General features: G+C 42.5%; 19 protein-coding genes and 1 pseudogene. 6 read left to right on the plus strand and 14 right to left on the minus strand.

Annotation, left to right across the window (positions count from 1 at the left end; translation table 11 throughout):
- Both TAO_RS00905 and TAO_RS00910 read right to left on the minus strand, forming a co-directional pair.
- Positions 1-270 carry a hypothetical protein gene (locus TAO_RS00905; protein ID WP_096526200.1) on the minus strand — a complete coding sequence of 90 codons (270 nt, stop codon included), beginning with the start codon at positions 268-270 and terminating at the stop codon, positions 1-3.
- A gap of 154 nt (positions 271-424) precedes the next feature.
- The gene (locus TAO_RS00910; RefSeq protein WP_096526201.1) at positions 425-2389 is read right to left on the minus strand and encodes an ATP-dependent nuclease; all 1965 of its coding nucleotides are present in this window, start codon (positions 2387-2389) and stop codon (positions 425-427) included.
- Between the two features lie 420 nt (positions 2390-2809).
- On the opposite strand from TAO_RS00910, the gene TAO_RS00915 reads away from it, so the two are divergent.
- Positions 2810-3556, plus strand: a complete 747-nt coding sequence (locus tag TAO_RS00915) for a metal-dependent hydrolase (RefSeq protein ID WP_096526202.1) — start codon at positions 2810-2812, stop codon at positions 3554-3556.
- Here the strand turns inward: TAO_RS00915 and TAO_RS00920 are convergent.
- Genes TAO_RS00920 through sugE form a run of 3 tightly spaced genes read right to left on the minus strand, consistent with a single transcriptional unit; the run spans position 3525 to position 4904 of the window.
- Positions 3525-3860, minus strand: a complete 336-nt coding sequence (locus tag TAO_RS00920; protein ID WP_096526203.1) for a 4a-hydroxytetrahydrobiopterin dehydratase — start codon at positions 3858-3860, stop codon at positions 3525-3527. The genes TAO_RS00915 and TAO_RS00920 overlap by 32 nt on opposite strands.
- 27 nt (positions 3861-3887) lie before the next feature.
- Positions 3888-4580: a type 1 glutamine amidotransferase gene (locus TAO_RS00925; protein WP_096526204.1), complete on the minus strand. Its 693-nt coding sequence runs from the start codon at positions 4578-4580 to the stop codon at positions 3888-3890.
- Positions 4581-4586: 6 nt separating this feature from the next.
- Complete coding sequence (gene sugE / locus TAO_RS00930) at positions 4587-4904, minus strand: quaternary ammonium compound efflux SMR transporter SugE (protein ID WP_096526205.1); 318 nt, start codon at positions 4902-4904, stop codon at positions 4587-4589.
- Positions 4905-5163: 259 nt separating this feature from the next.
- On the opposite strand from sugE, the gene TAO_RS00935 reads away from it, so the two are divergent.
- On the plus strand, positions 5164-5871 hold the full coding sequence (locus TAO_RS00935; RefSeq protein ID WP_096526206.1) for a tellurite resistance TerB family protein: 708 nt from the start codon (positions 5164-5166) through the stop codon (positions 5869-5871).
- A 21-nt stretch (positions 5872-5892) separates the two neighbouring features.
- Here TAO_RS00935 and htpX read toward each other — a convergent pair whose 3' ends face one another.
- From htpX to TAO_RS00960, 5 genes are all read right to left on the minus strand, one after another.
- On the minus strand, positions 5893-6855 hold the full coding sequence (gene htpX / locus TAO_RS00940) for a zinc metalloprotease HtpX (protein ID WP_096526207.1): 963 nt from the start codon (positions 6853-6855) through the stop codon (positions 5893-5895).
- Between the two features lie 33 nt (positions 6856-6888).
- Positions 6889-7452, minus strand: coding sequence for a LemA family protein (locus TAO_RS00945; protein ID WP_197702488.1), 564 nt, complete (start codon positions 7450-7452; stop codon positions 6889-6891).
- 508 nt (positions 7453-7960) lie between these two features.
- Complete coding sequence (locus TAO_RS00950) at positions 7961-8305, minus strand: hypothetical protein (protein WP_096526209.1); 345 nt, start codon at positions 8303-8305, stop codon at positions 7961-7963.
- Entirely contained in the window at positions 8302-8616 is a 315-nt protein-coding gene (locus TAO_RS00955; RefSeq protein ID WP_096526210.1) for a hypothetical protein, read from the minus strand. Before TAO_RS00955 ends, TAO_RS00950 begins: the two co-directional genes overlap by 4 nt.
- 157 nt (positions 8617-8773) lie before the next feature.
- Positions 8774-9550, minus strand: a complete 777-nt coding sequence (locus TAO_RS00960) for a hypothetical protein (protein ID WP_096526211.1) — start codon at positions 9548-9550, stop codon at positions 8774-8776.
- Positions 9551-10207: 657 nt separating this feature from the next.
- Between TAO_RS00960 and TAO_RS00970 the strand changes: the two are divergent.
- Both TAO_RS00970 and TAO_RS00975 read left to right on the plus strand, forming a co-directional pair.
- Positions 10208-12017: pseudogene (locus TAO_RS00970) on the plus strand (di-heme-cytochrome C peroxidase).
- A 144-nt stretch (positions 12018-12161) separates the two neighbouring features.
- Positions 12162-13364 (plus strand): cytochrome P450, encoded by a 1203-nt coding sequence (locus TAO_RS00975; RefSeq protein WP_197702491.1) that lies wholly within the window; start codon positions 12162-12164, stop codon positions 13362-13364.
- Between the two features lie 283 nt (positions 13365-13647).
- Here TAO_RS00975 and prmB read toward each other — a convergent pair whose 3' ends face one another.
- Genes prmB through TAO_RS09590 form a run of 3 tightly spaced genes read right to left on the minus strand, consistent with a single transcriptional unit; the run spans position 13648 to position 16281 of the window.
- The gene (prmB, locus tag TAO_RS00980) at positions 13648-14580 is read right to left on the minus strand and encodes a 50S ribosomal protein L3 N(5)-glutamine methyltransferase (protein ID WP_096526212.1); all 933 of its coding nucleotides are present in this window, start codon (positions 14578-14580) and stop codon (positions 13648-13650) included.
- Positions 14581-14586: 6 nt separating this feature from the next.
- A complete protein-coding gene (gene leuC, locus TAO_RS00985) occupies positions 14587-16002 on the minus strand; it encodes a 3-isopropylmalate dehydratase large subunit (protein ID WP_096526213.1) in 1416 nt (471 codons plus the stop codon).
- Positions 16003-16056: 54 nt separating this feature from the next.
- A complete protein-coding gene (locus tag TAO_RS09590; protein WP_172419027.1) occupies positions 16057-16281 on the minus strand; it encodes an N-acetyltransferase in 225 nt (74 codons plus the stop codon).
- Here TAO_RS09590 and dusA point away from each other — a divergent pair.
- Complete coding sequence (gene dusA, locus TAO_RS00990) at positions 16258-17265, plus strand: tRNA dihydrouridine(20/20a) synthase DusA (protein WP_096526214.1); 1008 nt, start codon at positions 16258-16260, stop codon at positions 17263-17265. The two genes, TAO_RS09590 and dusA, sit on opposite strands and share 24 nt — an antisense overlap.
- 98 nt (positions 17266-17363) lie before the next feature.
- The gene (locus TAO_RS09595) at positions 17364-17654 is read left to right on the plus strand and encodes a hypothetical protein (protein WP_172419028.1); all 291 of its coding nucleotides are present in this window, start codon (positions 17364-17366) and stop codon (positions 17652-17654) included.
- A 149-nt stretch (positions 17655-17803) separates the two neighbouring features.
- Here TAO_RS09595 and TAO_RS01000 read toward each other — a convergent pair whose 3' ends face one another.
- Entirely contained in the window at positions 17804-19279 is a 1476-nt protein-coding gene (locus TAO_RS01000) for a lytic transglycosylase domain-containing protein (protein WP_096526216.1), read from the minus strand.
- Between the last annotated feature and the right edge of the window lie 465 nt (positions 19280-19744).

Here is a 19744-nt window from a genome sequence, read left to right on the forward strand (position 1 = left end):
TTATTTTCCTAAGAGTTTTTTAACGCGCTTATATCCGCTTTCTATTTCTTCAGCAGCTAAGGTTAAAGAGGTAAAAATATTTTTAGAGCTGGCAATGGATTCATCTCGAATTGCGTTTAATGTGGGCTTCAATTTTTCCCATTTCTCTTCTATTTGTTCCCATTCTTCTTGAGCTTCAAGCTTTCCTAGATGTATTTGTACCCGTAGCTCATCACGCTGCTGTTCTAAATAATCTAAAAACTCTTGAAGGGAATCTCTATCATGGCTCATAGCGTTTTTCCTTATATAGATATTAAAAATTTAGGATCTCAGCATAATTCATTTAGCTATTTTTGCCAATCTTTATAAGTAGATCCTATTTTAGTGGGTTATCAGTCTTTTGCCTTTTGCCCTTTAGACTACGCGCTTTGTAGATTCTATTGGATTACATTGCACTAACGTAGAGGAATTTATTTATGGCCTTAAAGAGTTTCTCGAATCGATCCAAAGCCTCGGCTACTGCCAGATCGTCCTGTTGTAGGCACTCCGGATTACGTAGAAGCCAATTGGCAGGAATAAAATGGTTAAAGCTGGGAGCATCTGGGGGAAGGCAACGCTCAACCTGCTTTACGATCCTTTGTGTATTCGGGTCGGCCTTGGCTGCCTTGTCAGGTGTGATCTGCTGTATACCCTTTAAGCCAAGTGCTTGGTTGACCAGATCGCAGTATAGTTTCGCCCCGAATAGATCTTCCACGTCCGACTTGTCTTTTCCAGAGAAATTGGTCGCAATAAGGATGCGGGATGACTCCAGAATCTGGCTTTGTCGCAGGCGTTCGATCTTGGATCTGTCGCCCTTTCCGAAGTCGCAGAACACTACGATGTTTAGTCGGTTTCCAGCAAACAGCGACGCAAAAGATGCGACTTTATCTAGTCCTCCCATGGGGCAGATAGTCCAGCGAGTCATATCTAGATATTCCCGCTGCCTAGATTGAAGTGCATTGGACATCATTTGCAGATAGATAATATCAGATGGACCTTCTACTAGTAAGCAATTTGGGCCGATAAAGAGAGATTGAGTAATTTCATAACCGAGGCAGGCTTGCAAAGGGAAGATGGTATCGCGATCTACTGAAAGCACATTGGCCGACACTTTGGTTCCTTTGATCACTGGACGATTAGCATTAGATCGATCTACAAGATCTTCAACTACGCGTACGTCAGTTAAATGCTGCACAGGCACCATAAAGGGTGAATGGGTTGAGTAGATCACTTGATGTTCTGGCAAGATCCGATCATTAATATATCGCAGCAAGTCAGACTGTGCTTTGCCATGGAGCGTTAGCCCCGGCTCATCGAGAAGAATGATAGACTCCCCGGAGTGTTTCTTCAACTGCTTGAATTGGGCAATGAACGAGAAGAACCAAATAAAACCAGCGCTTCGTTCTGAAAGGGGTAGGCTTACTCGGTGATTTTTGTTCTTAATCCGAATCTTGGCTACTCGGCCAGTGTTAAATGGTGGAGGGTCGTCTTTTAACCCATCGCCGATATCGATCTCCACCTCCAGTGCATCGTTTTGACTCCAGAATTCAAAGATTTCATCTGTAATATTGTTGGAGGCTGCCTCGCACTTGGCCTTGAGTTCTTCGAGCTTAGTTGCATTTTGAAGTTCCTCAATGGATGTTCCAGCGTACTCCAAGAAGTCTAGGAAGATCTGATCCCTAGGTTCAACTTTTCCTTGCTGCCTGTCTCGCAAAAGCTTGTCTAGTGATATTTCACCCGCCATACGCTGAAAAAAAGAAGTATAAAAGAAGCGGGGTAGTCGCTTCGAGAGAATGTTAGCTGCGGCCTCGGTCGCAGACTTACTGTTCAGTGTAATCAGGGTATCTAATAAGGCTTTCTGTCCATTAGATGGTTCGGATAACCCCTGCAGTGCAACCCGTGCCTCGTGAATGGTAGTGCTCTCTTTTATTGCGGTTTTCTCATCGGCGGTTAGTGAACATCGACCGATCAAATTTTGAAGGCATTTTTTTTCATCGACAGGTACAACCCATGCCAAGGTATCACGCCCAATATAACTGGTGATCATCACGATATCGCCAGAAAGTGCGCCGTCACCTAGTTTATCTTCTATCGCCCGCACATCTTCGGTATCCAAAGACCACTCTGTGATGGTAACTTTCGACTGTCCATCGGGGTGGCGCTCATCATAATGATTAAGGTAGCGACGTGGGTAGTCTCGTGTCCGATCATAAGTGAAACTGGGGGTTGATTTTATCCCGTGAAGTGCTTCAAGAATGGCAGTCTTGCCAGATTCATTTTTCCCAACGAGGCATGTAAGGTCACCGATTTCAAATTCGGTGCTATCTTCCACTGACCGAAAATTGAGCACTTGGGTTTTGATTAGTTTCATAAGATCTTCCTCATCACGCTACAATACTAGCCTGGTCTATATCGGGATGGCTTCCATAGTTAAGATGGAAGCCCAATGCAGCTCATAGCGCCTGTGATTGTATTGCATGTGTTTTTGAATCTCCTTTTTCTTTACCCAATGTTTCTTATTGGCGTACTTTGTAGTTCGATAGCAGTACCTCGGCAGTGCTAGGCTTGTAATCGGCCTCTTGCTTGGTGATCTCTAACAGATTCTTTGTGATGAGATATATCCGCTACGCATGATGCCAATGATATATAGGTTATATAATAATAATATTATTGCATAACAGAGCCGATATATCTTAATAACCCCTCCTATTACATAGAGAGGGTGATAGGGTGATAAAGAGCGTTTTAGTATTTTAACTTCATAGTATTTTATTTTTCTAATCCTTTAATTATGGCGAATTTTAATATCCATATGCTGGGTGCAGCGGCAGTAAGCGGCATTGGAGTTACGACTCTACTGATAACCCGTGCTTTTCCGCCCTCTATGCTGATGGCTTATTTTATCCTAGGGATACTTGGTGGAATGCTGCCTGATATTGACTCTAAAAGTTCTATTGCTATTCGTTGGGTATTTAGTGTTTTGGGTGTAGGGATTGGGTTTTTTTTAGTTTTATATTTTGGGACTCATTATTCACTTATTGAGCTGGTTATTTTGTGGGGCACCTGCTTTATCATAGTTCGTTATGGAGTGTCTTCTTTGCTCACTAAGTTAACTGTCCATCGGGGTCTTATTCACTCCATTCCGGCTGGACTCTCTTTTTCCTTGGGTGCTGTTATCTTAGCGGTACAGATATTTGGTATCTCCCTATTGAATGCTTGGCTTTGTGGATTATTTTTATTCTCAGGGTTTATTACCCACTTAGTCTTGGATGAGCTTTATAGCGTCGATCTAAGGGGGATACGGGTAAAAAAATCTTTTGGTAGCGCCCTAAGCTTGGGGAGTTTCCGCACCCCATTCGGAACCCTGTTACTTTATCTATTGACCGGCATTTTAGTATACCTAGCCCCACCTATAGATAAATTTCTAGCCTTTATCTACAGTTCTAAATTACATCAATTATTACTTAAACGGCTGCTACCCGCAGAAGATTGGTTTCATCATCTAGTTACTGCAATTCATCGGTTTTTGCTGCCATAATAAAATCATTTTTATGGAGTCCTTTGATTTTATGGGACCACCAAGTAATAGTGACCTGTCCATAGGCGGTGAGAATATCTGGGTGGTGCCCGTTCTCCTCTGCCAATGCTCCGGCTTTATTAGTAAAGGTTAGCGCTTCAGCAAAATTATTAAACTTAAATACACGCTGTAAGCGATTGATATTATTTTCTTGGATGATGTTCCAATGAGGAATTTGGGCGTGTAGCACTTTGATTTCTGCCTCAGTGACTAAGGGTGCACCTACCCGGCAGGCTTCGCAGTGCATTGTGGTTAATTTCTCCATTAGAATATCCTCATATGTAGAAAAATACTAAGCAGATAATCGATCTAAAATACCTGTCATTGCTGTTTTTATGGTGAGGAAATTATCTTCTGTAACAACAAGCATCTCTTCCGGAGTTTGGATATATTTACCCGCTTTAAGTTCATTTCTACCATGATGAATTAATTGCTGTACATTTTCTAACAGCACTTCCAAATGAAACTGGAATGCAATCACATGCTCGTGATATATGAATCCTTGATGGGCGCAGGCTTTGCTTTGAGCTAGTGGGATAGCACCAGCAGGCAGATCAAAGGTATCTCCATGCCAATGAAAAACATTGAGAGTCTGAGGTAGAAAATTAAATAGGGGAGATTCCTGAGCTTGTGCTGTAAACTCAATGGGAAACCAACCAATTTCTCGATACTGATTCGGGAATACTTTTGTGCCTAATACATCGGCAATTAACTGAGCGCCTAAACAAATACCTATGACAGGTTTTTTTGCTTTAATCGCTTGTTCAATAAATTTTTTCTCTTGTGCTAGCCAAGGATATCGATCTTCCTCGTAAATATTCATAGGCCCACCCATGACAACGAGCCAATCAATGGTGGCTAGCTCAGGTAATGGATCGCCCTGATAAAATTTAGTCGCGAATAGGGGATGACTATGGGATCTTGCCCATGATTCAATACTCCCTAGCTTTTCAAAAGCCACATGCTGAAGATAATGGATTTTCATAGGGTATTAGGGTGAGGTAAGTTTAAGCCCAACGATACCAGTTATGATCAAAGCGATACAAGATAAACGCGAAAGGGCAGCGGATTCTGAGAACAGAATGATTCCTAAAATAGCTGTACCCGAGACACCAATTCCCGTCCAAATAGCGTACCCAGTGCCGATAGGGATCGTTTTGAGTGCCTGAGATAGGAAATATAAACTAATGCTCATGGTTGAAATAGTGAAAATACTAGGCCATAGTTTGGTAAACCCTTCGGTGTATTTTAAACCGATTGCCCAGCTGATCTCGAACAATCCTGCGATTACAAGATTAACCCATGCCATATTTGGTTTCCTTCAAGTTGTATAGTTTAGTTGTTAGGCTAATCATAGGCTATTTATCTGCCTAAGTTAGCTTTAGATAGCGGTCTAAGATCATTTAAATTTAGCGCGAAATAGATGACTGATGTGGGTTGGAGTACCTTAATTGATAATTTAATATACTGCTTTATATAGTTAGCGCCAAATGCATCAAAGACGGTAGCGTAAGATGCTGGCGGTTAGATTCTTTATTTTTAAACACTGATAATAGAAGGAATATACGATGGATTTTGGAAATCTTGTGGGACAACTGCTACAGGGAGTTACCGATCAGAGTAGCTCCAGATTAGAACATGTGACTAGCTCTAATGTGCTTGGTAACCTAATGGACGTTGCTCAAGACTTTCTCAGTAAAAAACAAGCAGGAGAGATGACAGGCGGGCAGCTTGGCAGTCTTGGTGCTCTTGCTGGTGCGTTACTGGGTGGAGGTGGTGAAGCTGCAAAAGGGGCGATTGGGGGCAGCGCCATGGCAATTCTGGGAGCATTAGCCGCTAGTGCATTGCAAAAAAGAGAAAGCATGCAATCTACACAGCCACCTTCTTTACCTCAAGATCACGTTGAGGCCTTAACTGCCCCAGAAACTGAGCAGTTGATTATTCGCGCCATGATAGGGGCTGCTAAAGCAGATGGGCAGATTGATCAGAAAGAACTAGATAAGATCTTTGGCCGAATAAATGCCGATCATCTTACGGATAAGGAGCGTCAATTTTTGATGGAAGAGCTTAGCCGTCCAACGGATTTACAGGCTTTAGTTGCTGCGGTACCCAATCAAGCTGTAGCAGCGCAAGTTTATGCAGCTTCTTTGTTTGCGATTGATATTGATACAGAGGCTGAGCGAATCTATCTACAGCAGTTAGCTGAGGTGTTAAAGCTTGATTTAGAAACCGTAAACCATCTTCATGAGCTGACTGGGTTAAATAAACCCGCATAATTGCTCAATAGGGCGGCGGCTCTATGGAGTCAGTCGCCCTTCTAAAGCAGCAATACGATTTTCAATACTGGGATGGGTGGCAAAAAAAGAATCCCCTTTATGATAAATATAAGCTGCGCTGCGATAGGCTTGCCCGGTATCGGTGTGATCGTATTGATAGGTTTCGTGTTCGCTGGAGATTTTACGCAAGGCGCTAATCATGGCCTGATTATCTTGTGTTAACTCAACTGATGCAGCATCCGCCATATATTCTCGGGTACGGGATAAATAAAAATAGAGCACTTGGGTGATTAGGGGCAGCACCATATTTAGTATGATGAGCAATAACCGCGCTTTATTGGCCGCTTCATTACGCCGATTATCTTGTGCGCTGGAAAGATAAAATAATTGGCTAAAAATATTGGTGATGGTCAAAATGACGTTGGCTAAAATACCGACGTATAAAGTCAGTTTTGAATCCCCATGAACAATATGCCCCACTTCATGGGCAAGTACGGCTTGTATTTCTTGCCGATTAAGTCGATCTAATAATCCTTGAGTAACCCCTACCAGAGCGTTTTCTGCTGACCATCCGGCAGCAAAGGCGTTAGGCTCTGGGGTATTTAAAATATACAGCTTGGGAATATAGCCTAAGGTAGCGCCAAGGCTAAGTTCTTCAATAATATTCAGTAATTGGCGCTCAATATTGGAATTTTCTCCCTCTGGGGTGATTTCTCGGGCTTCCATGCCAGTGAGCATCATTTTAGGGCCAAAATGATGAATGACTCCTAACCCAAGCACGGTTAAAGCTAAAATCCCCAATGTAGCGTAAGGGGTGCGCTGAAATTGGATAAATAATAATAGGTTTTGAGTGAAATCAAGCTGAGGATCGGCGTTGAACAGGATATCTACCAATAACCCCACAAGGCACATAATGGCGATATAAGTGAGCACGACCCACCGCGTGCGAGAATTATTTCTACGGATAATTTCTCTAAAATCCATGATGAACTCCCCAAGAGGCTATATTTTGACCATTTAATCAAAGCTAATCCGACGCTGTTCCTCTGCCTTGATAGTTGCTTCATCTAAGCGCCAATAATCTTTATTCAAATTTAATTGCGGGAAAAATTTCACAATAAATAAAGCAGGCATAGAACCAATATAGGCTTGAAATTTTTCTAAGGTATTGTTATAGCCCCGCTTGGCAAAAGAGAGTTTATTTTCCGTAGAGACAATCTCCTCTTGTAAATTAGCCATGATCTGATCAGATTTTAGATCGGGATAATTTTCCACCGCCATTTGAATAGCGCCGCTGGAAACTACCCGAGAAAGTTCTTCTTCTGCGGCTTTCGATTCCACTGGATGAGCCTGTTGCGCTTGCGTTCGTAATGCCGTGATTTTAGTAAAGACCTCTGACTCATGGGCTAAGTATTTTTTAACGGTGGCTAACAAGCTATCAAAGACCTTCCCACGCCGATCCAGCTGTATGGAAATTTCGGCCTCACTGGAAATAACGGCTTGGCGTAAAGAAACCACTTGATTATAAAAATAAAACACCAGCACCACTAAACCCAGCACAATCAGCAATAATTCCATCATCCTATCCTTCAATAAAGAGTAATTGAGATTTCAATCATATCTTAAATCTTGGGGCTTGCGGCTAAATAATACCCTAATAGATTTTCTGGCCATTCGCCCATGCTTGATAGATGTTCTTAAAATTCCTCGGACGTGATAATGCCTGTGCTAACGCTTACGCTTGTTGGATTAGCTGAGGTGTCATGGGTTTGACAAGTAGATCCCGTAAATTGCGCGCATCATTTTCTGACTGCGGGATATCTTTACTGATTATGCAAATAGCGCTGAGCTTGGCTTAGCTGGGGGAATATCCTTGTTCAGTAGCCTTGTGATACCAATTGCAGCTTGCTTATAATCCAGCGAAATGCCTTGGCTATGCTTGCACAGGGCAGCAAGGCATGATTGGCCTCTAACATCGTTTGTGCTGGCAAGTTGCGAGCAGAGATTATTAAAGGCTTCTTGGTAGTTTTGCTTTTGGAGAGCGGCTTGTGCACGTTCCCAGATAGGTTTCTCAGCAGGAATAGGCTCCTCAGTAGCCGAAGATAATGTTTGACTGCTCTCCTTTAAGAGGGATTTCGCTGATATCAGGTGTTAGCTTTTCTATAGCCTGTTCTTCAAAATACTGTTTATCAGGATCTCGATTCCGTTCACATAGTGATACTGCCCGAGTAATAGCGTCTCCTGATCCAGATAATGAGTAATTAAGGTAGATATCATTTTTCTTCTGTATTTTTGGGAAATTGAGCTTTATTCGTAGTGTATTGCCAATTTTTAGGTCGTTAACAAATTGATTTAGTTCTGGCGTGTCTAGTGCAATAAATCCTGATAAATTGCTATTATTATTGATGACTGCTATCCAATGTCCTTTAATCATTTTTTTACATCTACCCGCGCATAAAATACTCCTCGCTTAATTATTCCATTATAATTTAATTCTTTTGACGTAAAAAAGAATATATGTGGATAGATTTCGCTACAATTATTCAGTAGGTTTATTATAAATTGAGTATTTTTTCTTTTTGTCTCTAAAGCGCTCATCGCCCTATAAGCCTGAGCTCCATCATCAGTATGGGTAATCCCGCTGTACCAAGCCCCATGGGATTGTTGCTGTTCTAATTCTATTGCTTCTGCTGAAGCACTAAGACCTATGATAATACAAATACTTAAAGTTTTAAGTAAAATCATCCGTTTATTCCTTAAACGTTACTCAGCTTGTAATGTACATAAAGATCGAACTTTAGAGACTATTAGTCATTCATTTTATTAGTATTAATAATTTTTGCTACTTTACTTAAGGTGTTGCTATTTTATCAATTAGAGTTTTGTTGTTACTAATTTAACTTCAATAATTGAGTAGTATGTTTACTACTAAGTTTAGTACCTTTTTATCAGAATATAACCCTAATGCAGAGCCAATCTTACCTCCAGCTGCAATTGATAATACAGCAACGCCAACCGCAATATTCCGTGCTGACTTAATTATTCTTGGCGCGTCATTAAAGCCATAGTTAGCTAACTTCTGTATGATTCTACTTATGGCCGGGTTAATAGCTGATAATTCTGGTCGCTTCTTTATTTCTAATTGAGCATTTTTTATCATAGCGGTAATCTCAATTCCATTACTAATTCCTAAATCCTTATTCAAAGACTGGCCTGTTGGATCTTTTTTCAGTAACGCATAAATTTTCTGAATACCTTTATCTTTACTGACCACTTCAGGTAACTGAATACCGGCTTGTAATCCAGCTGCAAGGCTTATGCTATTTTGAGAGTTCAGCAACAATATTCTCTTAGTATCATTTTCTTCAAATATATGGGGGGCAATATTAGGATCTAGTTTAGGTAGTTCAGGTTTAATAGGTGCTGATTGATTTAAAGCAGGATTATCTGATTGAGAAGTGCTAAAAGCGTAATTTTGTCTCTGATCTTCTCGTTTTTGAGCAGGAAGCATAGTTGCCATTTCTTGAGTACTTTCTGTAGTAATGGCTTGCTGTGCCTCACTTTTAATTGGAGAGTTACTAGTAGACAACGCGTATTGTTCCTGTTCCATCTCTATAGCTTCAATGAGCTGGCTAATACTAGCAATAATACAAATACTCGAAATTTTAAGTAAATTCATGCTCTGATTCCTAAGATATAGCAAGATCTGATGCGCTCGTTTATGAGTTTATCGGTAGATCTAGGCCATATCTAAATGGAAAAAAAGAGTATTACCTTGATTTATTAGATCTTCAGGCTTTTTTAATGATTTCCTTATAATTAACTGCTCTCGTGTGAGGAGAAATACCCCATGGCCGCCGTGCTCAAATGCCAGCCAAGTAAAGGGGATTTCAGGTAATGCTTGGATGAGGGCATCTATCGTTGCCTGATGATGCTATGCTGAAGAGTAAGTAGGCTATCACATTTTTATGATTTTTCTTATCTATTTTATTCTTGATAATAAACTAATATATATGAAAGGATTACACTGCAATTATCATCCTTTTTATCAGTACTAATTAAACAAATTCAAGCGAAAAGGAGATTACCGTGAAAAAGATTTTTGCGTTATCGAGAAAGCAGTTGTTGTTTTTTATTGTAGTGTTAGGTTTATTCATTGCAATTTTATCCACCCGTACACTAATTCCAGGAACCGATGCCGATACCGATCGCGGTGCGGCTACAGTTAAGCAAGATTCTGTTTGGTGATAGCTATAAAACGGTTAAATATCTCGATCAAGGTTGGAACGTTTCCGATAGCCTGTGGTTTTACACGATTACGCAGGGTTCTGACCTAATGCCCTACGATTTCTTTATGGTGCTGGAAAAGACGGGAGAAACTAAGCTTTTCCGCTCAAACGAGAACATGAATTTTTATCGCTACCTACCCCAGAAAGCGACTTCCACCAATCCGGATGCATTGCCAGTTGGCTGGGTTAAGGATGATTATAGAGGCAAGGAATACATCGGCCTGACTTGCGCTGCCTGCCATACTGGACAAATCAATTATAATGGTGTTGGTATCCGCATCGATGGCGGTCCGGCCAGCGCGGATATGGAAAAGATCATGGAAGGACTCTCGGCAGCATTGAAATACGTGCGTAAGCATGAAGAAGCCAGAGTCCGGTTTGTCAAGGATGTGTTGGCGCGTGGCAATTACAAATCAGAGGGTGAAGTATTATCTAGAGAAATATGAACTGCGTCTTACCAGCTATACAATCATTAACCACAGTCCAACACCCTACGGTTATGCGCGACTAGATGCTTTTGGACGCATTTATAATCGCGTGCTCGAATATCTCATTAACGAAAGAGAGTTAGACAATTTATTGCGCGACCGCCGCATCGTGGGTGACGACGGTATACCGGATAAAAAACTTAACAAGATTCTGACAGATATGGGGAAGATTGTGACTGGCGATCAGCGTGACCGCGTGATGGAACGTCTGGCGCAGAATTTGACCATGCAGCAATTAGAGCAGTTGCGCAAAGCGTTATTCAATCCAGCGGATGCGCCTGTTAGCTATCCTTTTCTATGGGATATCCCGCAACATGATTATGTGCAATGGAACGGTCTGGCTGCCAACGCTGGGCTAGGGCCGGTCGGACGCAATACCGGTGAAGTGATTGGCGTATTCGGTACACTGGATTGGCATGAGGCGAAAAAGGCAAACCTTTCCACGCTGATTGGCGGACAAAATACCCGTACGAAAATCAGCTTTGATTCTTCGGTAAATGTGCACAATCTGCGCGAAACTGAATTTCATCTGCAAAAATTGCAGTCTCCACAATGGCCGGAAGATATTTTAGGCGCTATTGACAGGGGACGCGCATCGCGAGGTCTATCTTTGTTTAATGAGTACTGCGCTGGCTGTCATGCAAATATTGTTCGCGATGATCTAGGCCGCCGTATTATTGCGAATATGTCTAGGGTCAGCGATGTTGGCACCGATCCGGTGATGGCCGAGAACGGTTTCAGCTATACTGGATACTCTGGAATACTGCGTGACCAATATGTCAATCTCGGTGTTGGTAGCATCTTACTGGATCAGAAAGTACCGGTAGCTGCTTTGTTGACCAAGGCGACTTTGAACGTGGTCGCAACGCCGGATCCTGATAAGCTGTTTTTTCAGCGCTGGTTTGATTGGGTTATCGATATTGTTAAGGCGTATTCCAGCAATGAAATTAAACCATCGATCAAACATGGCAATTATGATCCGGATACGACCGCAAAACCGCTGGCTTCGTTGAATGCCTACAAAGCGCGATCACTGAACGGTATTTGGGCGACGGCTCCGTATTTGCATAACGGCTCAGTACCGACACTGTACGATTTATTATTACCTAAGAAACGTGCAGGCGATCCGGAAGACGGTGAGTACCGTCCGGATCAATTTAAGGTTGGGTCGCGTGAATTTGATTCGGTAAAGGTGGGTTTGAAGAGCAGCGGGTATCAGGGCTATAAATTCGATACTCAGTTAAAAGGTAATAGCAATGCGGGGCATGAATATGCAGCTGGTAAAACGAAGCAGTTGAATGGAGAAACTCTAAAACCGCTGACTAAGGAAGAGCGGCTGGATTTGCTGGAATATCTTAAGACTCTGTAATTTATTATGAGCAATTAGCCATCATTAATGATTAATGAATGAGAGGGGAGTAATGAAATGAGTGCAAGTTATCTTGAACGGTATGATGCGGCCCCCGATGCAGAAAAATTTCCGCTGGTACGGCGCTAGATAGATACGGAACCGTTGCCATTTTTTAAGGAACTGCGTGCCAACCGCCCGATCTTAGTAACGCCGGACTGCACGCTGGTCACCCGCTTTGACGATGTCAGAGAAATCTTAACGATGTATAAGGTATTCACTGTTAAACCGTATTATGAGCCGCCTAATCCTAAGATGGATCCTAGCTATCTGATAGCGAATGATGATAATGCGTTGCATACTCGTGAGAAATCGCTAATGCAATTTATGCTGAATCGCGATGATTTACCAAGGGTACGCAATTTAGTTGCGGAAATTGCCAGTGGAATTCTCGATGATGCTAAAGGCAAGATTGAAATTGTGAACAGTTTTTGCCGGATGGTACCGGCGACGTTAGTTCAAAAATATTTTGGACTGACAGGCGCGAAGCGAGAAGATTTAATTGAATGGTCATACTGGAATCAATATGATACCTTTCATAATCAGCCATTCGACCTAGTCCCGACGGACATTTCGCAGCAGATTATCAATCGCCATAATGAGACTTCCAAGAAACTCGGTGACTATATCGTGATGCTGATTGCAAAGCGCTTGCCGGCGGTAAAACTCGAAAAATTGACGTTCTCGACGATTGTCCGGCTGGATGATGATATTGTCACTCGGATGCTGCGCACCAGTTTTGCTAAAACATTGGATTTTGACATCAAACAGTTAGGTATAAACGCCGGCGGCCTTCTGATCGGTGCAATCGAGACAACGTCGCAAGCTGTCGCTCAAGTGCTACAATATTTATTTCAGCATTCACAATGGTTGGCTATGGCCAAAGCCGCTGCACAAAAGGAGGATACTACCGAGTTCGATGGCATTGTGTGGGAAGCGCTGCGATTTGTACCAATCACGTCGTATTTATTCCGTACCACCGCTAGCGACTATATGGTGGGAGAGGGAACAGAATATAAGACGGTTTTACGCGCCAATACTTATGTATTGTTGGTGACGTTGTCTGCAATGTTCGATGAACGAGCATTCGAATCTCCAGATGAATTTATTCCGCAACGCAACTGGTATAACTACTTCCATTTTGGTTTTGGTGCTCATCAATGCCTAGGTCGTTATGTCGGTATGGTGATGATTCCGGAAATGGTGCGGCAGGTTTTGCTGAAGAAAGATATTGATCCTAAAGGCAATATAAAATATGACAAGAGTCCGTTCCCAGAAGTATATAATTTATCATGGATTGCAGCATAAATCTTAGGCTTTATGCGGTTCGAACAGTAACAAATAGGAAGTGAAATTTAATCTGTTGTATCGATTAATTTATTTTCTTTGTTGCCTGTAGAGTAGGGATGTTAAAGACAGTGTTCTATAGTTCAAGCTGTTTGTGATTACTGACTATAGAACACTGCCTACCTTCTAAAATTTTAGTAATTTGATTTCTCAGTAGCCGATCTGGCTTTATCGCTGCTTTCCTAGTCACCCGCTGATATTTGATGAAATGAAAAAAGAGGGTGCTACTTTGATTTATTAGGTCTTAGGTCTTCAAGGCTTTTTTAATGATTTCCTTATAATGAATTAACTGCTCCCGTGTGAGGAGAAATACCCCATGGCCACCGTGCTCAAATGCCAGCCAAGTAAAAGGGATTTCAGGTAATGTTTGGATAAGGATATCCTCGCTATTGCCTACCTCTACAATGAGGATACCTTGATCATGAAGATATTCAGAGGCTTGATGGAGGATCTGTAGCACGATATCTAGCCCGTTCTTATCAGCTTCTAAAGCTTGTCGAGGTTCATGATGGTATTCTTGAGGTAAGGTTGCCAGCTCTTCTGCACTCACATACGGCGGATTGCTAAGGATAAGATCATAGAATCGATTGTTTAGCCTCTCAAAAAGATTAGAAGGCATGGCTTGAACTCGGGATTCCAAACCATGATGTTGGATATTGATTTGGGCTACGGCGAGTGCGGATTCATGAATATCTACCGCATCTACTTGGGATTCGGGGAAGGCGTAAGCGGCTGCAATAGCAATACAGCCGCTACCGGTACCTAGATCTAGGAGCGTGCGAACTTGTTCAGGATCTATAAGGGAGTCAAAGCGATTTTTAATCAGCTCGGCAATGGGGGAGCGGGGGATTAGCACCCGCTCATCCACATAAAAGCTTAAATCCGCAAACCAAGCTTCATGGGTGAGATAAGGCGCTGGAATTCGTTCCTTAATTCGATGTTCTATTAGCGTTAGTACTTGCCGTTTTTCTACTTCAGTCAGTTGAGATGAGAAAAGTTCAGTCGGTAGATTGTGCTGGGGCAGATGAAGAGTGTGCAAGACTAGAGTCATGGCTTCATCCACAGCGTTATTCGTCCCATGGCCGAAAAAAAGCCCTGCTTCATTAAAGCGGCTAGCTCCCCAGCGAATGAAGTCGCTGAGCGTATGGAGCTGTTGAGTGAGAGTAGCTATATTCAAGGGATTTTAGTGTAAAGTGATTAAGGTTGAAACATCGGTAAAGTGGCCGGCAATTGCCGCTGCTGCTGCCATGGCTGGACTTACCAGATGGGTGCGGCCTCCTTGGCCTTGGCGGCCTTCAAAGTTGCGATTGGAGGTGGAAGCGCAACGCTCTCCGGATTCAAGGCGATCGGCGTTCATAGCTAAGCACATGGAGCAACCAGGTTCCCGCCATTCAAATCCGGCGGCTTTAAAAATTTCATCCAACCCTTCGGCTTCCGCTTGGCGTTTGACTAACCCAGATCCAGGTACAATAAGGGCTTGTTTGATATTTTTAGCGACTTTATGGCCAACGATCACCTTGGCAGCTTCTCGCAGATCTTCTATCCGGGCATTAGTGCAGGAGCCAATAAAAACCACATCGGGATAGATAGCACTGATGGGCGTATTGGCTTTAAGTCCCATGTATTCCAAGGCTCTTTCCATGCTATTTCGCTTGATAGGATCAGTTTCTTGCTGAGGGTCGGGCACTCGCCCATCTACAGCAGCGACCATTTCAGGAGAGGTGCCCCAGCTAACTTGAGGTTTTAGGTGGGCTACGTTGAGGGTAACAGTTTGATCAAAATGAGCGTCTGGATCACTTTTTAAGTTTCGCCAAACATTCACTGCCTGCTTCCAGTATTGAGGAGAAGGGGCAAAAGGTCGACCTTTGAGGTAATTAATGGTCACGTCATCTACTGCTACTAAACCCGATCGAGCTCCCGCTTCAATGGCCATATTACATAAAGTCATTCGTCCCTCCATGGATAAGAATCGGATTGTTTCCCCAGCAAATTCAATAGTATAGCCAGTACCCCCTGCAGTGCCGATCTGAGCAATAATGGCAAGAATTAGATCCTTGCTATAGACCCCAGAAGCTAATTTACCGTCCACCTGAATTAGCATATTCTTTGATTTTTTCTGGAGGAGGCACTGGGTGGCCAGTACATGCTCAACATCTGAAGTGCCGATACCAAAGGCTAGGGCACCAAAAGCCCCATGGGTAGCTGTGTGAGAGTCGCCACAAACCACCGTCATTCCTGGTAAAGTGGCACCTTGTTCTGGGCCGATAATATGGACGATACCTTGGCGAGGATCATTCATTTTAAACTGAGTCAGATCAAATTCTTGGCAATTTTGATCAAGCGTTTCTACTTGAGTACGGGAAATAGGATCTGCAATCCCTTGATCGCGATGGGTAGTAGGTACGTTGTGATCCGACACCGCAAGATTAGCGTCTTTTCGCCAAGGTTTACGGTCCGCAAGCCGTAGCCCTTCAAAAGCTTGGGGTGAGGTGACTTCATGGAGTAGATGCCGATCGATATAGAGTAAAGTGGTACCACTGGAATCGGTATGGATGACATGGGAATTCCAGAGTTTGTCGTATAGAGTATTTCCAGCCATGCTGACCTCTTAGGGGTTAGAGTTATAAGGATATTTTACCTGTTTTTTCTGAATCTAGGAGCGTATGTTTTTAAACTGGTACGATTTATTGATGTTATCGAATCTAACTGTCATTGATAGAATACGCTCCCAATCTATTTGTTGTACCGATCCCGTTACTTGAAATCCAAGCTTGCGATAGACTGCAATGGCGCTAGCATTAGCGAGATAAGGATCAACGGCAATGACAGGAACAGCAATGGCGAAAAGTTCTATATGGAAACAACTGGTTATTCTCAATCTACTCTAGGCGGTTTAAATCGTACCCTCTCCGTAGCACCGATGATGGACTGGACGGATCGTCATTGCCGTTATCTGCTGCGTTTAATTTCCCAGCAGGTATTACTTTATACTGAGATGGTTACTACAGGGGCGCTGATCCATGGAGATCGGGATCGGCTTCTAGCTTACGATAATGCTGAGCATCCTCTAGCTTTACAGCTAGGAGGTAGCGATCCAAAGGAGCTAGATCAATGTGCGCAAATGGCCGTAGACTATGGATTTGATGAGGTCAATCTTAATGTGGGCTGCCCTAGCGATCGAGTGCAGTTTGGCCGTTTTGGCGTTTGCTTGATGAAAACTCCTGGGTTAGTCGCTGAGTGTGTTGCGGCAATGAGTCGAGCTGCTTCAATTCCAGTAACAGTTAAGAGCCGAATTGGGGTTGATGAGCAGGACTCTTATGAGTTGTTATGCCAGTTCATCGATAAGGTAAGGCAGGCAGGCTGTAAGACTTTTATTATCCATGCTCGTAAGGCTTGGCTTCAAGGGTTAAGCCCTAAAGAAAATCGGGAAATCCCGCCTTTACGTTATGAGTTGGTGCGGGCGATTAAACAGGATTTTCCCAACTTAGAGGTGGTGATTAATGGCGGTATTACGACCTTGGAAGAGGTTCAGGGGCATTTAAAATGGGTGGATGGGGTGATGATTGGTCGAGAAGTTTATCATAACCCTTATTTGCTAGCTAACGTAGATCAGTGGTTTTATGGAGATTTTCATCCGCTACCAACCCGCTATGAGATTGTGATGGCTTTTTTATCTTATATAGAACGGCAGCTAATGAGTAATACCCCTTTAAGTGTGATGATTCGTCCTATGCTAGGGTTATTTCAGAGGCAGCCTGGTGCGAAAATTTGGCGTCGTTATTTAAGTGAAAATGCGCATCATTCTGGATCTGGGGTCAAGGTTATTCGCGAGGCTTTGCGGCTAGTATCAGGGGTTTTGTAAGCTAATGCTAACGTTTTAATATGATCTGTATATCAGGTATATTTATTGAATAACACTGTTTAAATATCACTGGGGCTTACCCTAAATGGAGTGCTGTAGTGCTTAGAAGTGAATTAGGATACCAGTCTGAGCTGGTGAATACGATGGTATTAGGTAGTCTGCCGTTATTTCACATAGGGATAGCAATAACGGTCTTGATTACGTTGGCTTTTTTGATTGCACATATAAAAGGATTCATTCTTTTATTAGATGTAGATAATCAGTCGATATTATTTATGTCAGTAATAATAATGGTGCTTGTTGCTTTAGTTTGCCTACCACTGTCTTGGTGGACTGTATTTGTTACCGCATTTTTGCCATTTTTCTTGATAAAATCGATAAAAAAATAACCCATATACAGTGGTATCGAGGGAGGCACGGAAGCCCATGCCCATAAGGTTGCAAAGCAAAATAATGGCGCAACGGGTATAGAATATAAGAGAAAATGACCATATCATCAGAGTAATTAGGCTAGATTTTATTAGCCACAAACTTTCATCTACTCTTTTGATGAAGATTGAGCAAGCTGTAGCCGCTGGCCTTCATAAATTTGATGTTTATCGGTAATTTTATTGGTTTTTAATAAAGCCTGTAAAGCAACGCCAAAGCGATGGGCGATACTAGAAAGGGTATCTCCTCGTTGCACGATATAATCTTTGGCTATAGGCTGAGGTATGGATAGGGGTAGCCGCAGGCGCTGACCTGCCCGGATATTCTGAAGGTTGGATAGCCCATTAAATTCGGCAAGTTCTTGGATTTTAATGCTATAGTGATTAGCAATACCCGATAGTGTTTCTCCTCGTTGGACTTGATGAAACTGATCAGGTACTTGTTTATCAAATTGCTCCCAAGGTGCTAGATAGGCTATGGTTTTGGTGCCACGACAGGTAGGTGTACAGGGGATTCTTAATTTGTAGCCTTGGGGTACATATTTTTTACCCTCCCAGATGGCTGAAAGTAGCGCTGGATTATGCTTTTTTAGCGTAGCATGATCGATCTTTAGCGCTCGCTGTAAAGAATTTATAGAAACAAAACTTTTAAGCTCTATAACCTCATTTTTTTGGGGCGGATTGAGGGGTAAAGATCCAAAATAGTGTTTTGCCTTAGCATCTACTTCTAAGGCAGCAAGAAAAGCTACATAGTAATTACGCGAGGCAAAGCCGAAAATGGGGCTTTTATAACGTTTCCGAATGGCCACAATATCTGAGGTGCCTACTCGTCCTTTAGCTTGGATCATTCCGGATATACCATGATTGTAAGCGGTAATAGCCAAAGGCCAAGTACCTACAATCTCATAATTATGCTTGAGTAGTTGTGCCGCTCCTATTGTGGCTTGGAAGGGGTCTAACCGTTCATCTACTAGGTGATCAACCCGTAGAAATTTCTGCCCAGTGGGGCGGGTAAATTGCCATAATCCTGCCGCTCCAGCATGGGAATAAGCCGCTGGGTTAAATGAAGACTCAACATGGGGTATAGCCACCAGCTCTCGGGGTAGATTGAGAGAATCTAAAGTTTTAAAAATAAAAGGTTTATAGGCACTAGCGCGAATGAGTCCTTCGCGAAATCGGTTGGATTGCCCTCGCTGAAAACGAATCTCGTCAGCTGCAGCCTGCAAATCTTTATTACTGATACCTCGGGGCCAAAGGGCTAATACTCGCTGTTCTTCTTTAGTGAGATTTTTCCTTTTACCATCAGCCAACTGCAGCAATATTTCTTGATAGTGCTGCTTTCGATTCTTAATAGCTTGCTGATCCGATTTGCTGGGCAAATTGAGAGTCTCATAAATTACGTTTAGGTGCTCTTTATCATGGATAAATCCATGGCTATCATCAATCTCAGTATATACTCGGATCCAGAAATGGACATCTTGCTCAATCTCTGGTGGCCGGGGAAATAAATTTTGTGACTGGGATAACACTGGGGTGGCTAAAGAGAACAAGAGGCTAGTGAGGATTACGGTAAAATAGTAGGGCATAATCTCTGCTCAGGTGCTTGTTGATATTCTTGGTTATTATTCGGCTGCACTCGCGATAAATTGAGAGGCAATAGTAAAGAGGGTAAAAAATGGATGAGAAATCAACTCTCTACAGCAAAACATTTTTAGGAAAATATGGATTAATATCATTAATCATGTTTTTGTGATTAAACCCGGCTGAATCCTCGTGGCTAGAGTAAATCTAGTTAACATTTTTATTCTATAAGAGATGCCTTCAAAATAATAGCTATTGCATAAATGGATGGGTAGTGGTGATGGGTACAATCTGTTTTGGTAATAGACACAATGCTGGTAAAAGAAATTTATGCACGTTTCAAGCGTAGATGAAAAATTATCCGTGTTAGATCCTTCCTCAGCTAGTCTACAAAAGCTTCTAGATGAAGTAGGTCAGCGATTAGCTTTGTTTGTAGATACTATAGATTATAGATCAACAGCCAGTTCAAG

The organism is Candidatus Nitrosoglobus terrae (assembly GCF_002356115.1).
GTDB lineage: Bacteria > Pseudomonadota > Gammaproteobacteria > Nitrosococcales > Nitrosococcaceae > Nitrosoglobus > Nitrosoglobus terrae.

What these genes read in the sequence shown, in the direction of transcription:
- TAO_RS00905 (WP_096526200.1), bottom strand. Translation starts at nt 270, where the DNA reads ATGAGCCATGATAGAGATTCCCTTCAAGAGTTTTTAGATTATTTAGAA.
- TAO_RS00910 (WP_096526201.1), bottom strand. Translation starts at nt 2,389, where the DNA reads ATGAAACTAATCAAAACCCAAGTGCTCAATTTTCGGTCAGTGGAAGAT.
- TAO_RS00915 (WP_096526202.1), top strand. Translation starts at nt 2,810, where the DNA reads ATGGCGAATTTTAATATCCATATGCTGGGTGCAGCGGCAGTAAGCGGC.
- TAO_RS00920 (WP_096526203.1), bottom strand. Translation starts at nt 3,860, where the DNA reads ATGGAGAAATTAACCACAATGCACTGCGAAGCCTGCCGGGTAGGTGCA.
- TAO_RS00925 (WP_096526204.1), bottom strand. Translation starts at nt 4,580, where the DNA reads ATGAAAATCCATTATCTTCAGCATGTGGCTTTTGAAAAGCTAGGGAGT.
- sugE (WP_096526205.1), bottom strand. Translation starts at nt 4,904, where the DNA reads ATGGCATGGGTTAATCTTGTAATCGCAGGATTGTTCGAGATCAGCTGG.
- TAO_RS00935 (WP_096526206.1), top strand. Translation starts at nt 5,164, where the DNA reads ATGGATTTTGGAAATCTTGTGGGACAACTGCTACAGGGAGTTACCGAT.
- htpX (WP_096526207.1), bottom strand. Translation starts at nt 6,855, where the DNA reads ATGGATTTTAGAGAAATTATCCGTAGAAATAATTCTCGCACGCGGTGG.
- TAO_RS00945 (WP_197702488.1), bottom strand. Translation starts at nt 7,452, where the DNA reads ATGATGGAATTATTGCTGATTGTGCTGGGTTTAGTGGTGCTGGTGTTT.
- TAO_RS00950 (WP_096526209.1), bottom strand. Translation starts at nt 8,305, where the DNA reads ATGATTAAAGGACATTGGATAGCAGTCATCAATAATAATAGCAATTTA.
- TAO_RS00955 (WP_096526210.1), bottom strand. Translation starts at nt 8,616, where the DNA reads ATGATTTTACTTAAAACTTTAAGTATTTGTATTATCATAGGTCTTAGT.
- TAO_RS00960 (WP_096526211.1), bottom strand. Translation starts at nt 9,550, where the DNA reads ATGAATTTACTTAAAATTTCGAGTATTTGTATTATTGCTAGTATTAGC.
- leuC (WP_096526213.1), bottom strand. Translation starts at nt 16,002, where the DNA reads ATGGCTGGAAATACTCTATACGACAAACTCTGGAATTCCCATGTCATC.
- dusA (WP_096526214.1), top strand. Translation starts at nt 16,258, where the DNA reads ATGGAAACAACTGGTTATTCTCAATCTACTCTAGGCGGTTTAAATCGT.
- TAO_RS01000 (WP_096526216.1), bottom strand. Translation starts at nt 19,279, where the DNA reads ATGCCCTACTATTTTACCGTAATCCTCACTAGCCTCTTGTTCTCTTTA.